The sequence below is a fragment of the Acidithrix sp. C25 genome, assembly GCF_904848545.2.
The window spans coordinates 617,501-634,875 of sequence record NZ_CAJHCI020000007.1; the positions used below are offsets into that span (position 1 = coordinate 617,501).

The following is a 17,375-nucleotide window of genomic DNA, read 5'->3' on the forward strand; positions in this document are numbered from 1 at the left end:
TTGGTTACCATACCAATTGGAATGATTTTGTCGATACGGAACACGTATTAGCTCATGAGAACTGTCGTCAGGAGATGGCCTTTTCGGAGTAACTTCCTCCTGATGATAACTCTAATGAAGTCCATTGGGGTAAGATCACAAAGCGCTCGCCCGATATTATATTTAGTGACCGCGCTACAGTCTGTTTGGAAGATCTCAGTGTTGATTTGATTCATTTAGGTTTTCCAGCTCTCACTATAGGCCATGTGGTGGTCTATCGACCTGAGAGTAAAGTTTTGGTTGCCGGTGTGATTTGGCCTTTAATAAAGGTACCTCTTTTGCGTTAATGGGATCGGTTGCTGGATGGTTATCGACAATTGATGCTCTCAAGGACCTTGATTTTGGCGTTGTGGTCCCTGGACGTGGTCCAATCGGTGACGGACGAATATTTACGAGTTGTCGTTAGTATTTTGAGTTTGTGGCTGTGGGTGCACGCGATGCGCTTGCTAACAGGGTTTCCTTACTACAAGCTGCTCTCGAATTTAATTTAGGTGACTTTGGTTCGCTTTTAGATAAAGAGAGAATTGTTGGTAGTTTGTATCGAGCGATGGCCGACTATGTCCTTCTAACTCCTTTGCCTTGACCTACGCAGAAGTAACTCGCGACACTATTACCTACAATCGCGGTCGCCCTCTCTCTCTTGCTTTGGCTAATGTTGGGCTTTCCCATAAGGAGTGGATCTTTGAATGGTAATGGCGCGGCGCCCTTGTTTTTCCAATATTTAGATTGCTCTTTGGCGCCATAGTGGCCGGAGTGACCGATGGCTCATCATCTCATGATTTTGACCGATCAGCGTCGAAGAGGTACCAGCAAGTGGTCAGCTTGGCGTTGAAATCTTGCAATCAGACCCTATTCCAAATGTTTTAGGTGCTCCGGGTTGTTTACTGTGGGTCTTTTGTCATGGTTCTTTTGTCAATTGTGCTTCTGGTGCAGCGTTTCTTGGTTTCGGTGTTTTGGACGAAGCGCTTCTGGTTTTGTTTTTTCATCTAGAAGAGTACGCAGAGTTAGTTATTTAAAGGTGCGTGGCGAGGTTGACGCCTGGGTTTGAATTCCGATTTATTTAGTTAGCTAGAGCTTCACCGAGGTTGCGCACGAAGAGGTTCGGGGTATCAGAGAGGTGTTTTCGGGTCTGATTGCATCTGGTGATTTGCTAGTTCGGCATAGTTGGACGTTACGGCTAGGAGAGGGTGTGTAACGTCCAACTTGCTTTTATATGAGGTTTGGGTTCTTTAATGCGTGTGGTCGTGACTTTGAGCTTTTTCAATCTTTGAACGCACATCGTCCATGTCTATCTCTTTTATCTGAGATATCAGGCTAGCTAAGGCGCTAGCAGGAAGCGCTCCGGGTTGCGAGTAAAGAAGTACCTGGTCACGAAAGGCCATTAGAGTAGGTATCGATTGAATCTGGAACGAGGCAGCAAGCTGCTGCTGATCTTCGGTATCCACCTTGGCAAAGACGATATCTGGGTGTTCCTTAGATGCGGCTTCAAAGACTGGGGCAAACGAACGACAAGGTCCGCACCAAGCTGCCCAGAAATCTATGAGCACGATATCGTTGTTTTTTATTGTCTCTTCAAATTTATCTACTGTTAGTGCGAGGGTAGACATAGTGACCTTTCCTAAGATTCCTTTGTAGACTGTAACCATTATACCCCTAAGGGTATTCCAATAGTGGGCTTGGAGTTGATCTAGTTAATAATTATCGCAGATGCGCAATCGATGGCCTATTTATGATCCAGCGTTGGTTGGTGTGATGAATGTTCGATGTGTCTTCGGCGGGGCAATCTGGGCCAGCCTTTCTGGGGTAACTTATTTTTTCGCAATAACTTCAGATCTGTCGTTGGTTGCTGGGGTTCGAAACGAAGTTTCATTGCGTGGCGAATGCTAAGTTGCCATGGAGTGCGAATGGTTCGATGTTTGTAACTTTCTCGGGGGCTCTATTTTGATGAGGGACCGGATGTTGTCCGATAATAAATTAATTTTTTTCACCTTATGTACTCTGGTTGTCTATTGATCTTCCACATGAGGAAGGCTAACACACAGCTTTTGATCATGTTTTTTTAAGATTTTTGGTTAAACATGAAGTGGTGAGTAGTGGCGTTAGTCGCGGATTCGGAGGTTTGTTTTGGGTAGTTTTTTGATCACCGGTGTCTCCGGATTTTTAGGCTCCAGCCTCGCTGAAAGGTTGCTCGCGGATGGCCATCGGGTTTTAGGCGTGGATGTTACGCCCAACACTTCGACAAAGAGGATACTTTCACATGACCTTCGAGGTAGCGGTGTCGAGGAGATGTTTACCTATTGTGAGGCGGATCTCACGGTCGATGACATCGGAGAGCTATTGGGTGGTGTTGACTGCCTCTTTCATCTAGCTGGTAATTCGGATCAACGGATCGATATTGATCACTTTCCTCGGGTCTTGGCAGATAACACCATAGCTACTTCAATGTTAGCCAAGGCGCTCGCCCGCTGTGATTGGCCCATAAGGGTTGTGAATGCCTCTTCATGGCGGGTTTATGGCCACTATGATTTGCGATTAATCGATGAGCATATGAGATGCGGACCCCGAGATATTGTGGGTCACACTAAGTTTCAAGCAGAGCGGATACTTTCCGGTTTGGATTTGCCGACGGTTTCGGTACTATCCTTGCGATTTTTCCCTTTGTATGGTGTTGGCGATGCGCCCGGCTCGTTGATCTCTCGACTAATCAGTGAGACTCTCGCTAGAGGGTACTTGATGGCACCTCGAGACCTAACTCTGACTCGAGATTTGACCTATATCGACGATGCGGTTAGCGCGCTTATCTGTGCCGCTAGATCGAAATATGTAGGCGCTGTAAATGTTGGTGGTGGACCAGTAGCCTTTTTGCAACTGGCTGATCTCCTCGAAGGTGCACTTGCTTGTCCAATTGAAGTTCGCTCCAACAAGGACGACTATTTGGATTTTCCAACACCTATAGCAAATGTTAATAGTGCGAAATATAATCTGAGATACATTCCAACGGTAAGGCTTGTTGATGGTATCTCAAGGATGTGTGCAGATCTGACCATGCGAGGGACCTCTGATGCTCTATCTTTGACTCCCTCGGCTTCTTGAAGTTAGCATTTTCGGGTAATTTAGAACAAGGGCAGTAGCTGGGAACTCTGCACAAGGCTCGGATCGGGTCTCCGTGGTGGGCCCAACGCCTTATCTATTTGATAAACTCAACCTTTTTTGTTAGTGCATTGACCCTGCGATGACCTACACTATGGCAAAAGGCGACAAGTCGACCCTTTGAGTTGCTAAGTTGGTTGTTAGCTAGTAGGGATAGACGAAGCAAGGAGTTCTGTTGGCGCGTTCTGTTGACATCGAGTCCAAATCAACATCTTTGGACGTTGACCTACTTCCTAAATGGTTGCCATGGGCCATCTTTATCCTGAGCTTGGTAGGTGTCGCAATCTCCTCGTACCTCGTTTATGCACATTTCACGACCACTGCGGTGTTGGCTTGTCCTGAAAATGGAACGATCAATTGTGCAAAGGTGACGACTTCGGCTCAATCGTATTTTCTTGGAATTCCGGTTTCCATGTTGGGGCTTGGGTTTTTTATCGTCTATTCGATTGTTAATTTTCCTCTCTTTTTTTCGAGACGAAATTTGCTTTATTTGCGAACGGCGATGAGCATCGCATCGATCGCCTTTGTGCTGTGGTTGGTCTACGCTGAATTGCTGGTTATCAACGCGATCTGCCTTTGGTGTAGCGGAGTTCATATTGTGACTTTGGCGATCTTCCTGGGTGTTCTTTACTCTTTTTCGATACTTAAGGGCTCTAGCCGACCCGCTTGATCTCGTTAGTCCTACAGCCGGAAATTGAATATGAATGCTTGTCTTCTTCTATAACATGATGCGACCATTTCAGGTAAACCAAGGGGTTCTAGGGGTAACAAACCCCTGGGTTGATCTTTAAATTTGGCTTTTGTATTAAGGTGTTTTTGAAGATGAGACCCTTATGGGCGAGTATTTCGCAAATTCTTCCTCCCAAGTTCCTCTAATGGACTCTTAGGATCTGAGTCAATGATTAACGACGGCTTTCGAGATTCGAGCGAAGATGAGCGACGTGCCGAGATTATTGCGCGTTTGCGTGACCTCTATCCCGGTACGGCTCGCGAACTTTGCGAATTGGACTTTAGCACACCTTTTCAGCTGCTAGCTGCGACTATTCTCTCTGCTCAATGCACAGACAAACGCGTCAACATGGTAACGCCAAAACTTTTTGAAAGTTATGGTACGCCTACCTTGCTTGCAAGTGCGGATATCGTTGACGTCGAGGAGATCATCAAGAGCACGGGGTTCTACCATAATAAGGCAAAAAATTTGATCGCGATGGCCCGCTCCGTCCTTGAGGGCGGTGGTGAGCTACCCAATGAAATGGAGGGTCTCTCCTCTCTGGCTGGTGTCGGGAGAAAGACCGCCAATGTTGTATTGTCTGTAGCCTTCGACAAGCCGGGCCTTCCTGTTGATACACATGTGATGCGACTCTCCAAGTTATTGGGCTTTACCACTTTGTCGGATCCCGTAAAGATCGAGCTTGAACTCAATGAGATGGTTCCACCACGGGATCGAGGGGCCTTGAGCCTTCGAATGATACTTCACGGTAGGGCTGTATGTGTAGCTAGAAAACCCAGATGCCATGCATGTGCATTGGCTGATCTGTGCCCAGCTTTCATAGCCTTAGCTAAAGATTGACCTCCTATTGAATGACCTTGGGTAGCTCAAGATGGGTTTTCTTTGGTTTTTCACTTTGGAGCTATGGAACTGGGAGGCTATCTAGCGAGATGGCCATCAATGATGAAACCGTCTCAATCGCTGCCTCTTTGGAGTAGTTCCTTACTACTTGTTGCCTCCCTTTAGAACTTATTGCTTGTCGTTTTTTAGGTGAATCAACTAATTCCACGATTGCACCGGCCAGAGCACTAGTATCTCCACTTTTTACTATTACTCCGTTGAGGTCATTGGTGATTACCTCTTTGATGCCTTGAATGTCTGCCCCAACAACCGCTAGGGCACAGCCCATTGCTTCTAAGAGAACGTTAGGAATTCCATCTTGGTCGCCACTTTTAAGGACTATCGAGGGGTGTACAAAGATATCTGCGGACTGCATCTCTTTGAGTACGCCGTCTCTCTCGAGAGCCCCTAAGAACTGCACTCGATCTTGTAGCTGGTAGGACTTGACCATATCTTTTAGTTCACTCTTAAGTGGACCGTCTCCAACTAGGCGAAGTTTTACACCTTCACGTTCGCATGCAACCTTTGCGAATGCATCGATGAGAGTTGCATAACCCTTTTTTTCGACGAGTCTCCCTACTCCTAAGAGGGTAATTTCTCCGCCGTTAGGCTCCGATGGTTTAGTTTCTGGGGGACGAAATCTATTTGAGTCCACTCCATGGTGGACTAAAAGGAGTTTGTCGAGTTCGCCCTTGGGAAGTAGATCGAGTGTTCTACTTCGTATCTCATCTCGAGCCCGACTGGAACAACTCAATATGAATTGAGCTTGCAAGATCTTGCGTGCGAGTGAATCTGGCGAGGATGTATAGATGTCTTTTGCGTGGCCCGCCATCGAAAATGGCAACTTTAGGATTCTGGCGGCTATCATTCCGGCACTTGCAGGTGAGTGAGCAAAACCACCATGTATGTGGCCAACATCTTCCCCTTGACACAGGCGAGCGATCTTGATCCCCCATGCGATATTTTTCATGGATGCCGTGAAATTACCATGAATTACCAGACTTCCTATAACTTCTTTGTAGGTTTGGGGGTCGGACTTGCTGAGGAAGAGGTGTTCTTTTATTATCTGTGACCAAAGCTCGATAGGGCTTTGGTTTGGCTTTTCTTCGCCCAGATATATAACCGAGGCTCGCAGTTGGGCTACGTCTGGATCTATGAACTTTTCCTTTGGGTCAGCCATAGCAAGAACGAGGAGCTCAAAGCCTTTTTTTTCAAGGCCAAGCATCTCTTCAAGGATAAAGGTCTCTGAGAGGCGTGGAAATCGTTTTAGAACATAGACAATTTTCTTGTTTCGCATTAAATTTTACCCTTATCTTTTGAAGCGTTCGAATTTGGCATTTTTGGGGCCAAGCATTTTTGAGGATGCGAACTCAAGGGAGTTGGATGCGGATCTGAAGTTCTTTCGATACCCAAATCTCTCATTCTTTGTGCCTTTTGTCGACGAGCTTCTCGGAAGTGTCGTTTCGCTTGGGCGCCTGGTGGTTCTTTGGGCAGTGGGAATCTCGTCAAATCGGCCTTGTTATGCCTTAGGAACGTGGCTCTAATCAAAGAATTGCTAATTTTGTAGTGGGTGAGGTTGGATGGCCATGACCATTCTTGTTTAGCCTGAAGATAGGATCGATTTGATTCACTTTCACATTATTGGGGTAATTGATGATTTCTCGATAAGTGAAAACTTAGATATTTCTTATTTGTGAGATCAGGTCCCACCTCAACTGGGCCATTTCAACTGGGCCAGCCGGTTTCATGGGGCTGATTGATTGTTACCTTGTTCTTGTGGAGGTTTATCTAACCCAAACTCAGTTCTTAATTCTTTGTTTTTTAATGTAGTGGAAGTATTAATGTGGATCGAAGGACAAATTGAGCATTGGAAGTTTTGATACTTTTGAATCTAACTCTTTGGCCAGAATGGTTTTTGGCTTTAGAAGCCGATCATTAACTATGGAATCTTCCAGCCTCTTTGGTTGGTGCAACTATTGCTACGAGCCTAATAATCACCCCATGTGCTTACCTGAAGCGGTATTATACGTTCACGATCGGCTAATACCAATTGCCACTGATCAACGGGATTAACGTAATCTCCCTTTAGATCAAGGCATGGTGCAGAGATTTTATAGATCGGCGTCGATTTTATTTTGCGACCGCCGTGTTCCCTCGTAGCCGCGAATCGGATATTTCACGTGGATGGCCTCTTGCTACGACTATGAGGCGAGGTCGACCTTGGTGATGGATGAAACGATAGGGCAATTTCTTGCATGGTTTTGGCGAGCGATTGTTGCTTTCGATTTTATTTTTTTACCTAGTGGTTGTAGATTGCGGTCTGTGCAGACGGTGTATTCGTTTGAATTTTTCGTAGGGGGAGGCCATGGAAATGGAAGATGTGGGCAAGGGGCTTGACGATTACCTAAGTGATCTATTGGCTCGATATAAGTCGGGACCTAATAACTTGGCTCGGACTATTTTGAGCCACTCGAAAGATGGCAGGGGTGGTTTGATCTATGTGGATGAAACTTCCTCAAGAGAATATTCGCTAGATGAACTCGGGGATTCGTCGGCACGCTTGGCGGCGTATCTTTTTGAACATGGGGTCGAACGCGGTGATCGTGTAGGAGTTTTGCTTCCAAAATGTCCAGAGCTTCTCATTACAGCATTAGCCATTTGGAGGTTAGGCGCTGTCTATGTTCCGTTATTTACGGCCTTTGGTACCGATGCTATCTCATTTCGGGTCGAAGACTCTAAATCGGCCTTTGTCGTAACTAATAGCGCAAACGTTGCTAAGTTGGATGACCTCTCACGTTCGATTGCCAAGGTGATAGTTGTTGGGGAGACACAAGTAGACGGGGACGTCTCGTTTGCTCAAGCTCTTAGCGAGGAGCCTTATCTCGACTTCGTAGATATAGATCCCATGGAGTTGATCGTTCTTATATACACCTCTGGAACCACGGGAACTCCAAAAGGTGTTCCTGTTCCTATCTGGGCGTTGGCTGCCTTTGAGGCTTACATGACTCTTGGTATAGGAATTAGAAGCAGTGACACCTATTGGAACTTGGCGGATCCAGGATGGGCATATGGCCTTTATTATGGCGTTATCGGACCTTTGAGTCTTGGCCATTCGATTCTGTTTTTGAATCTCCCATTTGATCCTAAGAACATTGAAGGAATCTGGCAAAGATACAATGTGACCAACTTTGCTGGAGCGCCTACGGCCTATCGCGCCATGAGAGCCGCCCTTTCCGATAAGGTGATTCCCACGAAGCTTGAGAGGATGTCGAGTGCCGGAGAGCCATTGAATCCTGAGGTTATCGATTGGGCTGCTAAATCCCTTGGTGTTGAGATTCGTGACCATTACGGTCAAACTGAGCTTGGCATGATGATAAATAACCACTTTGATGAACGACTGAGGCGTAGTGTGAAACCAGGATCGATGGGTCAAAACACTATGGGCTTTAGGGCTGTTGTGCTTAGTTCTGACTTCGTTGAACTTGGATTTGGGATTGATGGCGAAGTAGCGATTGATACCTATGCGTCGCCACTTTTTTGGTTCCCTGGGTACTATAACGCCCTAGAAAAGACAAAGGAGCGATTCTCTAGCGATGGCCGCTATTACCTAAGTGGTGACGTGGCGTCGATGGACGATGAAGGTAACTTCTTCTTTGCGGGTCGAAGTGACGACGTGATTTTGACTGCAGGGTATCGAGTAGGTCCGTTTGAAGTTGAGTCAACGATTATGGCGCATAGGGCTGTTGCGGAGTGCGCGGTAATTGGGGTCCCCGACGAGCTAAGGGGCGAAGCTATTAGCGCTTACGTAGTGCTACGCGAGGGCGAGGTGCCAAGTGACCAACTCGCCGAGGAGATTCGTCAAGTCGTTCGAGATCGACTTTCAAAGACCTCCTATCCCCGATTTGTGAATTTCGTCGAAGCCCTTCCCAAGACCCCAAGCGGTAAGATTCAGCGGTTTTTACTGCGTCGAGATTCGAAGGACTAGCTTTTCTCTAATAAGGGCGAACTTTTTGACTAGGGACCAAAAAACAAGAACTGCTTTAGTGGAAGGACCATTAAAGCAGTTCTTGTTTTTTTATTGTGATATTGCCTTTGAGCAAACCCAGACGTTACCTATCTCACTTTGCCTTTTGAGCCTTTATGATACTTCTAATGGCACTAGCTAGAGATCGTTCGAGTGCAACTAGGTGAGGGCTAGATGCATCATTTGGATCCGCGGTAGCTGTATCTGCTATAACTTTGATTCGATGGGTGATCTCTTCGAGAGCACTTTGGATGGACGATAATTCTGCATTGTGTGAGCTCATTGAATGATTTTGCCTTGATCCGTTCAAATGGTTTTACCCTGATAAAACATTAGTCGTGACGCTTCGAACTTAGTTGATTGGCGATCTTGAGGTGGGCGGTAGAAGATTTTGAGGTCCTATATGCAATTATTGTATTGACTTTGGCTATTAGTCTTTAGATACGATGCTAAAGACTCTTGATCTCAGAGAATCCAGCGGTAATTACCTTAGTGTATTGCCCCGACCCAAAGCTCAAGGCGAACCGCCAGTTGAAGCTGTTAGAAAAATATGTGATGAAGTAAGACAACGAGGCGATCGAGCTCTCTTTGAAATGACTAAGAAGTTCGACAAGGTTGACCTTAAAGAGCTAGAGGTGACGCGTGACGCGATGGAGGCTGCATATAGCGGCTTGGATCCTGGTCTTCGAAACTCTTTGGAGGTGGCGGCTGAGGCTATCTCGGGCTACTACGAGATTGAACTTCACGAAGATCGCGAATTTCATCACAATGGATTGATTGTCCAGCAAATGACAGTTCCGGTTGCGGTAGCTGGTTGCTATGTGCCTGGCGGTAAGGCTCGCTACCCAAGTTCTGTATTGATGACTGCAATTCCAGCCCGGGTTGCTGGGGTAGAGGAGATCATCCTGTGCGTACCGCCACGTAGCGATGGAACCGTGGATGACGCTACTCTTGCGGCAGCTCACATTGCCTCTGTCGATCATCTCTATTCAATCGGAGGAGCACAGGCGATAGCCGCGATGGCTTATGGCACAGAAACTGTTCGTAAGGCAGACGTCATAGTGGGTCCAGGAAATATATACGTCTCTCAAGCGAAGCGCGAAGTCTCTTCGGTGGTAGGTGTTCCAACCTCTTTTGCTGGTCCTAGTGAAGTTGTGGTAATTGCCGATAACACTGTGCATGCCAAGTGGGCAATCATGGATGTGATAGTTCAGGCCGAGCACGGTCCAGATGGCCTGGCCTGGTTGATAACCTGGGATGAGGATTTGGCTGCAAGGGCACCTTCGTTGTGTGAAACGTTACTCGAGAAGTCTCCGCGACAAAAAGAGACCGCCATGACTCTCAACGAAGGTGGATATGTAGTTCTTGTGCGAGATTTCCAGCAAGCTCTTGAGGTCTCAAATGCGATTGCGCCTGAGCATTTGGAGATTTTGAGTACTAAATATGAAAAGATGGTTCCTCTGATTCGAAATGCAGGTGCGGTCTTTTTGGGGCCTTATGCCCCTGCGAGTGTTGGTGATTACATCGCTGGGCCAAGTCACGTCCTTCCAACTTATGGAACGGCCCGATTTGCCTCTGCGCTTTCCGTGGTCGATTTTCAAAAGCGTATTCATGCTGTTGAGGTTTCTAAATCCGCGATGGAGTATATAGCTCCGCACGTTGAAGCAATCGCAAAAGCTGAAGGTCTTTGGGCTCATGGACAGGCAGCAAAGATGAGATTAAAGAAGTGACAGTCGCTCCAAGAGATGGGTTAGGGGTCTTCGCGGGATATCATTCACCACAGGTTGATGTCCCAATACGGCTAAATACCAACGAGTCTCCATTTTCGCCGCCTGGACAACTCCTTGAGGCTTGGACAAAGGCTGTTGGGGGGATGAACCTAAACAGATACCCCGACAGGTCTGCGAAGGGGGCGATTAGAGCAATTGCCGATTTCCACGGTGTATCTCCCGAGCAGGTCTTCATCGCGAATGGCTCGAACGAGGTTCTACAGTCGATACTGCTTGGCTATGGCGGCGACACTAGAGTGGCAGCATCATTCGAACCCACATATGCAATGTATGAGACGATAGCACGAGTTACCTCAACCCCATATGTTGCACTTGAGCGCGATAGTCGGCTTCTGGTGGATCTAAATCGAGGAATCGATGACCTAAAGGTCTCTAAGGCTGATCTTGTATTTGTCTGTACTCCAAACAATCCAACCGGCCTTCTTGAAGAAAGTGGATTGGTGGATACCCTTTTGGGCCGCTTTGGTAGCCTTGTCGTCGTTGATGAAGCATATGGGCAATTCAACGACGAGAGTTCGGTGCCTTTGATCCAGAGATACGACAATTTGGTCGTAGTGCGAACCTTCTCTAAGATATGGTCACTTGCTGGCATGCGTATTGGTTATGCTATCGCAGATAAGAAAATTATTGAGACGCTGTGGCGAGTTGCACTACCTTACCACTTGGATGCCTCGAAAGCCCTGCTTGCCGAATTGAGTTTCGACTATATTGCCGAGATGGAGGAGAGGGTATCCTTTTTGATTTCAGAGCGCGAGAGGGTGCAGGATCGCTTTGGCTCTTTAGATCTCTCCTTTTGGCCCTCAGCCACCAACTTCATCCTCTTTAGACCCAAAATTGGCCACGGCCATCGCCTCTGGGAGTTGTTGCTGGAGCGTGGTGTCTTGGTGAGAGATTGGTCGAGGTGGCCCCGACTTGACGACTGCCTTAGGGTCACCATTGGTACAAAGGCCGAGAACGACGCTTTTTTGGCGGCACTAGAGGAGTCTTTGGAGCTCCTTTAGCTTCAAAAAATCCAAACTGTGACTTGACAGGTTGGCCCAATTGAAAAGACCAACCTTGTCGAGGAGAACGATGCATTAATGTCTAGGTGGCAATGATAACACTGGAGAAAAATTGATGAGTACAATTGATGGTTTAGATGAAGGTCGGGTAGCTCGAGCCGGCAGTTGTCGACGAGTGACTAAAGAGACTTCAATCGAGGCATCGATTGTCATCGACGGGAGCGGATCATCTGAGATTGACACCATGATTCCATTTTTTGACCATATGCTGACTCAGCTTTCTAAACATTCGTCTTGCGATATCTCAATTTCAGCCAAGGGAGATATTGAAGTAGATGCACATCATCTTGTTGAGGATGTTGGAATCGTCCTTGGCACGATCTTTGCTGAGGCTCTAGGGGACAAAATGGGTGTTTCTCGCTTTTCTTCTTTGACACTGCCATTAGATGAAGCTCTTGTTGAAGTGTCGCTCGACCTCTCTGGCAGACCCTACCTTTACTACGGCATCGACTTTCCATCTTCTAATCCGCTTGGAAGCCCGCCCTTTGATCCTTGTTTAGCGGAGGAGTTTTTTAGGGCATTCTGTTTTGCTGGGCGGTTTTGCCTACATCTTGACTTGAGGCGAGGAAAGAATGCTCACCATATTTTGGAGGCTACCTTCAAGGGAGTCGCGCGAGCCATCTTGATGGCTGCTGCTCGTACCTCGATGGGAGTGCCTTCAACCAAAGGTGTCTTGGCGTAGCCCACAATGATAAATGAAAGATAAAAGGTGCTTGGCCTCGTTGCTAATGATGGCAGGCTTTGGTTTATCTATTTTGGTCTAGAGAATTTTTGTGATACTTTTGCACTCGGCAAGCTGGGGAGATTGAGATTTATATGAAGAATCGTATCGCAGTCTTGGACTATGGAATTGGAAATCTGGCCTCAGTTGCTAAGGCGCTAGAGTCAATTGGGGCCGATGTGAATTTGGTGGATAGCCAATTTCCACTTTCACATTATTCGGGCCTTGTGCTTCCGGGGGTTGGCTCCTTTGGGGCTTGTGTGAAAGCTCTTCGAAATGTTGGCTTTCATGACGTTATATATGAGGCGGTTGGTCGCTCTCTACCAACGCTAGGAGTTTGCGTCGGTCTTCAGATGCTCTATGAGGGCTCCGACGAGTCACCTAACGAAGCGGGCCTTGGGATTATCGAAGGTCGGATTGAACTGCTTAAGACTAATCTGCGAATTCCTCAGATGCAGTGGAATCGGATTGCGATTCAAGATCGCTTTTCAAAGTCGCCTCTATTTAGTGGGCTGGGCCAAGAGACGTGGATGTATTTCGTCCATTCATATGGGGCGCCTGTTGGTGTAGATACTTCAGCTATCTCCAACTACGGCCATGACTTTACCGCAGCGATTCAAAAGGGAAATCTTTTTGGCACTCAATTCCATCCCGAGAAGTCTTCCACCGATGGATTGACAATGCTCGCTAACTTTGTTCGAATTTCATCGATCTAAAGTGGCTTTTAACGAATAGAAACATCTCTAAATGAAATGCACTTGGATAAAAAGAAAAGGAAATGGAGAATAGTGCTGCTCTTTAGTGATAACTTGAAATTTCAAGTTGTTATTTCTCTGCGCCAAAAAGAGCCGAGAAGAGTAGCTGGCCTATGGCTCTGGCTTAATGGCGATAGCTACAGTTAATGGCGATAAGGCTAGAACTTCGCAAATGGGATATGGGTTCTGGGATATTGGCTTGTGGGCTGGCTTTAGTGGAAATTGGTTTTTAGTAACTATTTAGAGTGAGGTGAAAAGGTGGAATTCATACCCGCAATCGATCTTTTGGGTGGCGAGTCGGTGCGCCTCTATAAGGGTGACTACAACATGGCTAAAGTTTATGACTCGCCGCTGGATCAGGTAAGAAACTTCATCGACTGCGGTGTCTCCTGGATTCATATCGTAGATTTGGATGCGGCTCGTCAAAGCGGTAACAATCAAGAACTAATTGGTACTTTGGTGGCAATATCCAACGACGCTGGCGTGAAAATTGAAGTTGGCGGTGGTATTAGAAGTATGGATGATGCTCAACGCTTGGTTGAGAGCGGTGTGTCACGATTGATTATTGGGACGAAGGCCGTCTCTGATCCAGAACTATTTGGAGAACTATGTTCTAACTTTTCTGGTGCAATTGCGGCGGGTCTTGACTATCGCAATGAAGATGGCCAGAAGGTCTGTGCTCTCAATGGCTGGTTAGAAAGAAGCGATGTAACACTTGAAGTGGCCCTAGCGCGAACCATAGAACTGGGCGCGAGTGCCTTGGTTCTGACCGATATCTCAAGGGATGGAACGCTCGAGGGTCCCGACTTTGAGACGCTCTTTGACGCTGGCAAAGTTGCGGCGGATGCGGACGTAGATTTGATAGCCTCTGGCGGTGTCTCTGGTTTTAGTGATTTGGTCAAGATGGTTGATAGGGATTCAGACTCCAAGGTCATCTTCGGGGTTATCTCTGGAAAAGCTGTGCATGAGGGATTGATCGACGTTATGGAGGCGGTAAAGCTATGCAAAGCGTACGGGTGATTCCATGCTTGGATATAGATGAAGGACGCGTTGTCAAAGGAACCAACTTTCTCTCTTTGCGAGATGCTGGAGATCCGGTTGAACTTGCCAGTTTTTACGATCGAAGTGGTGCCGATGAGGTGGTCTTTTTGGATATCACAGCGTCATCTGACAACAGACCCATCACTATCGATCTGATAAAACGAGCAGCAAGTGTGGTCTTTATCCCTCTCACGGTTGGTGGAGGAATTAGAAGTGTAAGTGATGCTCGTGCAATCTTGCGTGCTGGCGCTGATAAAGTCGCCTTGAATTCCGCAGCCCTTGCGCGACCCGCCTTGATATGTGAGATAGCCAATGAATTTGGTTCACAATGTGTTGTTTTGGCAATTGATTCAAAATGGACCGGTTCAAGCTTTGAGGTTTACTCCCATGGCGGACGAACTCCTACCGGTATTGAGTTGAAGAGCTGGGCTATCCTGGGAGAGCGACTTGGTGCGGGAGAGATCTTATTGACCTCTATGGATAGAGATGGGACTAAGGAAGGTTTTGATCTCGAGGGTCTTTCGGCGGTAGCGGGCGCTACGAACGTTCCTATTATTGCATCGGGGGGAGCGGGTTCACTGGATCATTTTGTCCAAGGAGCAAAGATTAGCGGAGTTACTGGGCTTTTGGCTGCGTCGGTCTTTCATTTTGGCACCTTTTCGGTCGCAGAGGTAAAAGATGCACTGCTAGCACAATCAATACCGGTTAGACCAAATCGCATCTTGGAGTAGCGATGGCCGATCTAAAGTTGATTGGCGAATCGAAAGAAAAAGAACTATAGGATCGACCAACTAGTATCTAAATTTCATTCAACATTTTTTGAGAGTTAAGTGGAAGATTCAAAGCAAGCTATAACAATGTTGGCCGATAGGGTTCTGGTCACAACTCCTCAATCCGAGGGCGAGCGCCATTCTCGATCGGGCATTCTAATTCCAGCTACTGCACAAGTAGCCAAGCGACTTGCCTGGGCCGAGGTCGTTGCCGTAGGTCCAGCCGTTCGATCGATATCTCCAGGAGATAAGGTCCTCTTCAATCCGGAGGATCGGTTTGAGGTTGAAGTCCAAGGTGAAGACTACGTGATTCTAAAGGAGCGAGACATTCACGCTGTGGCATCGGTGCGAATTGTAAATGAAACGGGACTTTACCTGTGACCCACGACGAGATCGATCTAGAAAGGTTAGTAAAATTTAATTCAGATGGTTTAGTCCCTGCTATCGTTCAAGACTCGACCAACAATGAAGTTTTAATGATGGCGTGGATGAACTTAGAGTCGCTACGTCTGACCCTATCCAGTGGTAGAACTTGGTTTTATTCGCGAAGCCGCCAAGAGCTGTGGGCTAAAGGCGACACCTCGGGAGCGATTCAAGAGGTAATGTCGCTCCTCTATGACTGCGATGGGGATACCTTACTCATAAAAGTGATCCAGCGGGGATCTGGGGCATGTCATACCGGGAACTACTCTTGTTTTTATCGGGATTTGATCGCCGACTCCAAAATGGCATCTTAGCCTGATTGATAGGTATCTACCAAAGTCAGCGCTCCTTCTTGCTAGCTAACTCTAATGAAGCTTTGCGCGTTGAGCCCATTGATGGATGGATTAATTGAAAGTTGGTTTAGTTCGTGCGATTTCTATCGAGGCAAGAATTTTTAGATCGTGCGGCTCAAAGCATGATCGTTCCTGTTTATCGGGAGATATTGGCAGATGAGCTGACTCCGGTTTCGGTCTATCGAGCCCTTGCTAGCGGAGAGAGTCACTCATTTTTGCTTGAATCCGTCGAGAGAGGCGAACGTTGGTCGCGCTATTCATTTATTGGTATACGCCCACTAGGTGTTCTTAGCCTCACTGACTCAAAGGTCTCCTTTGTGACCCAAGATCACGAACTTGCGCGATCGTTGGCGATTGACCCTGATGGCAGCTATTTAGATCAATTCGATCGACTTCTAGGTGAGCTCGCTACCGAGCCAATGGCGGAACTCCCTCCTCTCCAAAGTGGTTTTGTGGGGTTTGTTGGATATGACGTAATCTCAGAGGTCGAAGATATTGGAGCGAGAAATCCAGATCCAGTTGGTTTTCCTGATGCCATATGTGCTCTCATTGGGGATTTGGCATGTTTTGACCACCTTGCACAGCGAGTCTTTTTGATATCCACAGTTGTTGTCCCAGGCGACTCAGGTGGTGGCGTGCACTCACGCCTCTACGACGAAGCGAATGACCGTTTGGACGAATTGGAGCGTCGCGTCTCCAATATATCTGTCTCGCCATTTGTGGCTCCGATCTCTCAAAGCGGCATTGTTCTATCGAATTTAGAGGTATCTATCTCTCAGCACTCCTTTGTCGAGTCGATAGAGATTGCCAAAGAACATATATTGGACGGCGATATCTTTCAGGTCGTCCTTTCGAAGAGGTTTAGCTTCGATCTCGAATGTGACCCGTTGTCCTTTTATAGGGTCCTCAGGTTGAAAAACCCATCTCCCTATATGTATTTTGTCGACTTTCCAGAGATCAAGATCGCAGGTTCATCGCCGGAGCCTCTTGTAAGAGTGGAAGGTCAGAAGGTCATTTCGCGTCCTATTGCTGGAACTAGATCTAGGGGTACCACTCAGGCCGAGGATCTATTGCTGGCAGCTGAGCTGATTGAGCACCCCAAGGAACTAGCTGAGCATACGATGCTGGTTGATTTGGCGAGGAATGATCTGGGAAGAATTTCGCAATATGGCAGTGAGCATATCGATGAACTTATGACCCTTGAGCGCTATTCGAGAGTCATGCATCTTACGTCGCAGGTATCAGCTAAGCGTCGCGAAGGGGTGACGATAATCGATGTCCTGAAGGCGACGATGCCAGCTGGTACTGTTTCGGGCGCTCCCAAGGTCAGGGCTATGCAAATTATCAATGAACTTGAAAGCTACAAGCGAGGTCCATACGCTGGAGTAGTTGGTTACTTCGATCTGGCCGGAAATATGGATGTGGCTATCTCGATTAGAACTTTGCTTGTTGAGCCAAGCGGACGGGGCCATCTTCAAGCAGGAGCCGGAATAGTCTTTGATTCGGATCCTATCGGTGAGGATGAAGAGTGCAACAATAAGGCCAAAGCACTTTTGGAGGCCGCATCTATCGCCGCTATGACCGGCAAATTCCAAAGGAATCGGGATTAATCTAGGGTCAGATCGCAGTCTTTAGGCGC

General features: G+C 47.2%; 16 protein-coding genes and 1 pseudogene (1 of these 17 cut by a window edge). 14 read left to right on the top strand and 3 right to left on the bottom strand.

The features are described from left to right. Positions 1 to 92 carry the 3' portion of an MBL fold metallo-hydrolase gene (locus ACIDITHRIX25_RS84265; RefSeq protein ID WP_152626098.1) on the top strand. The gene continues 103 nt to the left of window position 1, outside the view, so only the last 92 of its 195 coding nucleotides appear in the window; its start codon lies off the left edge, out of view; the stop codon is at positions 90 to 92. Positions 93 to 1,268: 1,176 nt separating this feature from the next. Here ACIDITHRIX25_RS84265 and trxA read toward each other — a convergent pair. Then, positions 1,269 to 1,646 (bottom strand): thioredoxin, encoded by a 378-nt coding sequence (gene trxA / locus ACIDITHRIX25_RS84270; protein WP_052606526.1) that lies wholly within the window; start codon positions 1,644 to 1,646, stop codon positions 1,269 to 1,271. A gap of 517 nt (positions 1,647 to 2,163) precedes the next feature. Between trxA and ACIDITHRIX25_RS84275 the strand changes: the two genes are divergently transcribed. The 3 genes from ACIDITHRIX25_RS84275 to nth all read left to right on the top strand — a co-directional run bounded on the left by ACIDITHRIX25_RS84275 (position 2,164) and on the right by nth (position 4,759). Continuing rightward, a complete protein-coding gene (locus ACIDITHRIX25_RS84275; protein WP_052606517.1) occupies positions 2,164 to 3,132 on the top strand; it encodes an NAD-dependent epimerase/dehydratase family protein in 969 nt (322 codons plus the stop codon). 232 nt (positions 3,133 to 3,364) lie between these two features. Then, positions 3,365 to 3,859, top strand: a complete 495-nt coding sequence (locus ACIDITHRIX25_RS84280; protein WP_052606516.1) for a vitamin K epoxide reductase family protein — start codon at positions 3,365 to 3,367, stop codon at positions 3,857 to 3,859. A 228-nt stretch (positions 3,860 to 4,087) separates the two neighbouring features. Further along, on the top strand, positions 4,088 to 4,759 hold the full coding sequence (nth, locus tag ACIDITHRIX25_RS84285) for an endonuclease III (RefSeq protein WP_052606515.1): 672 nt from the start codon (positions 4,088 to 4,090) through the stop codon (positions 4,757 to 4,759). Positions 4,760 to 4,820: 61 nt separating this feature from the next. Here nth and ACIDITHRIX25_RS84290 read toward each other — a convergent pair whose 3' ends face one another. Continuing rightward, the gene (locus ACIDITHRIX25_RS84290; protein ID WP_052606514.1) at positions 4,821 to 6,095 is read right to left on the bottom strand and encodes a glycosyltransferase family 4 protein; all 1,275 of its coding nucleotides are present in this window, start codon (positions 6,093 to 6,095) and stop codon (positions 4,821 to 4,823) included. 1,074 nt (positions 6,096 to 7,169) lie between these two features. Here ACIDITHRIX25_RS84290 and ACIDITHRIX25_RS84295 point away from each other — a divergent pair. Next, complete coding sequence (locus ACIDITHRIX25_RS84295; RefSeq protein WP_052606525.1) at positions 7,170 to 8,783, top strand: AMP-binding protein; 1,614 nt, start codon at positions 7,170 to 7,172, stop codon at positions 8,781 to 8,783. A gap of 133 nt (positions 8,784 to 8,916) precedes the next feature. Here ACIDITHRIX25_RS84295 and ACIDITHRIX25_RS84300 read toward each other — a convergent pair whose 3' ends face one another. Beyond that, positions 8,917 to 9,105 (bottom strand): hypothetical protein, encoded by a 189-nt coding sequence (locus ACIDITHRIX25_RS84300; protein ID WP_052606512.1) that lies wholly within the window; start codon positions 9,103 to 9,105, stop codon positions 8,917 to 8,919. Positions 9,106 to 9,268: 163 nt separating this feature from the next. On the opposite strand from ACIDITHRIX25_RS84300, the gene hisD reads away from it, so the two are divergent. From hisD to ACIDITHRIX25_RS84345, 9 genes and pseudogenes are all read left to right on the top strand, one after another. Then, on the top strand, positions 9,269 to 10,552 hold the full coding sequence (gene hisD, locus ACIDITHRIX25_RS84305; RefSeq protein ID WP_052606511.1) for a histidinol dehydrogenase: 1,284 nt from the start codon (positions 9,269 to 9,271) through the stop codon (positions 10,550 to 10,552). Continuing rightward, positions 10,549 to 11,613 (top strand): histidinol-phosphate transaminase, encoded by a 1,065-nt coding sequence (gene hisC / locus ACIDITHRIX25_RS84310; protein ID WP_160291866.1) that lies wholly within the window; start codon positions 10,549 to 10,551, stop codon positions 11,611 to 11,613. Before hisD ends, hisC begins: the two co-directional genes overlap by 4 nt. 115 nt (positions 11,614 to 11,728) lie before the next feature. Continuing rightward, entirely contained in the window at positions 11,729 to 12,355 is a 627-nt protein-coding gene (hisB, locus tag ACIDITHRIX25_RS84315; protein WP_052606510.1) for an imidazoleglycerol-phosphate dehydratase HisB, read from the top strand. A 134-nt stretch (positions 12,356 to 12,489) separates the two neighbouring features. Continuing rightward, positions 12,490 to 13,110 (top strand): imidazole glycerol phosphate synthase subunit HisH, encoded by a 621-nt coding sequence (hisH, locus tag ACIDITHRIX25_RS84320; protein WP_052606509.1) that lies wholly within the window; start codon positions 12,490 to 12,492, stop codon positions 13,108 to 13,110. Between the two features lie 297 nt (positions 13,111 to 13,407). Then, the gene (locus ACIDITHRIX25_RS84325; RefSeq protein ID WP_052606508.1) at positions 13,408 to 14,169 is read left to right on the top strand and encodes a 1-(5-phosphoribosyl)-5-[(5-phosphoribosylamino)methylideneamino]imidazole-4-carboxamide isomerase; all 762 of its coding nucleotides are present in this window, start codon (positions 13,408 to 13,410) and stop codon (positions 14,167 to 14,169) included. After that, positions 14,151 to 14,921: an imidazole glycerol phosphate synthase subunit HisF gene (hisF, locus tag ACIDITHRIX25_RS84330; RefSeq protein WP_052606507.1), complete on the top strand. Its 771-nt coding sequence runs from the start codon at positions 14,151 to 14,153 to the stop codon at positions 14,919 to 14,921. The genes ACIDITHRIX25_RS84325 and hisF overlap by 19 nt, the downstream gene beginning before the upstream one ends. A 126-nt stretch (positions 14,922 to 15,047) precedes the next feature. After that, positions 15,048 to 15,341, top strand: coding sequence for a GroES family chaperonin (locus tag ACIDITHRIX25_RS84335; RefSeq protein WP_052606506.1), 294 nt, complete (start codon positions 15,048 to 15,050; stop codon positions 15,339 to 15,341). A gap of 11 nt (positions 15,342 to 15,352) precedes the next feature. Continuing rightward, positions 15,353 to 15,670 (top strand): annotated as a pseudogene (gene hisI, locus ACIDITHRIX25_RS84340) (phosphoribosyl-AMP cyclohydrolase); the annotation flags it as partial. A 188-nt stretch (positions 15,671 to 15,858) separates the two neighbouring features. Beyond that, positions 15,859 to 17,346: an anthranilate synthase component I family protein gene (locus ACIDITHRIX25_RS84345; RefSeq protein ID WP_052606522.1), complete on the top strand. Its 1,488-nt coding sequence runs from the start codon at positions 15,859 to 15,861 to the stop codon at positions 17,344 to 17,346. Positions 17,347 to 17,375: the final 29 nt, after the last annotated feature.

Bases quoted from the DNA above. Each gene is read 5' to 3' on its own strand.
- hisD (WP_052606511.1), top strand. From the start codon at position 9,269: ATGCTAAAGACTCTTGATCTCAGAGAATCCAGCGGTAATTACCTTAGT.
- ACIDITHRIX25_RS84345 (WP_052606522.1), top strand. From the start codon at position 15,859: ATGATCGTTCCTGTTTATCGGGAGATATTGGCAGATGAGCTGACTCCG.
- hisF (WP_052606507.1), top strand. From the start codon at position 14,151: ATGCAAAGCGTACGGGTGATTCCATGCTTGGATATAGATGAAGGACGC.
- hisH (WP_052606509.1), top strand. From the start codon at position 12,490: ATGAAGAATCGTATCGCAGTCTTGGACTATGGAATTGGAAATCTGGCC.
- ACIDITHRIX25_RS84290 (WP_052606514.1), bottom strand. From the start codon at position 6,095: ATGCGAAACAAGAAAATTGTCTATGTTCTAAAACGATTTCCACGCCTC.
- ACIDITHRIX25_RS84295 (WP_052606525.1), top strand. From the start codon at position 7,170: ATGGAAGATGTGGGCAAGGGGCTTGACGATTACCTAAGTGATCTATTG.
- ACIDITHRIX25_RS84335 (WP_052606506.1), top strand. From the start codon at position 15,048: ATGTTGGCCGATAGGGTTCTGGTCACAACTCCTCAATCCGAGGGCGAG.
- trxA (WP_052606526.1), bottom strand. From the start codon at position 1,646: ATGTCTACCCTCGCACTAACAGTAGATAAATTTGAAGAGACAATAAAA.
- ACIDITHRIX25_RS84300 (WP_052606512.1), bottom strand. From the start codon at position 9,105: ATGAGCTCACACAATGCAGAATTATCGTCCATCCAAAGTGCTCTCGAA.
- hisB (WP_052606510.1), top strand. From the start codon at position 11,729: ATGAGTACAATTGATGGTTTAGATGAAGGTCGGGTAGCTCGAGCCGGC.
- nth (WP_052606515.1), top strand. From the start codon at position 4,088: ATGATTAACGACGGCTTTCGAGATTCGAGCGAAGATGAGCGACGTGCC.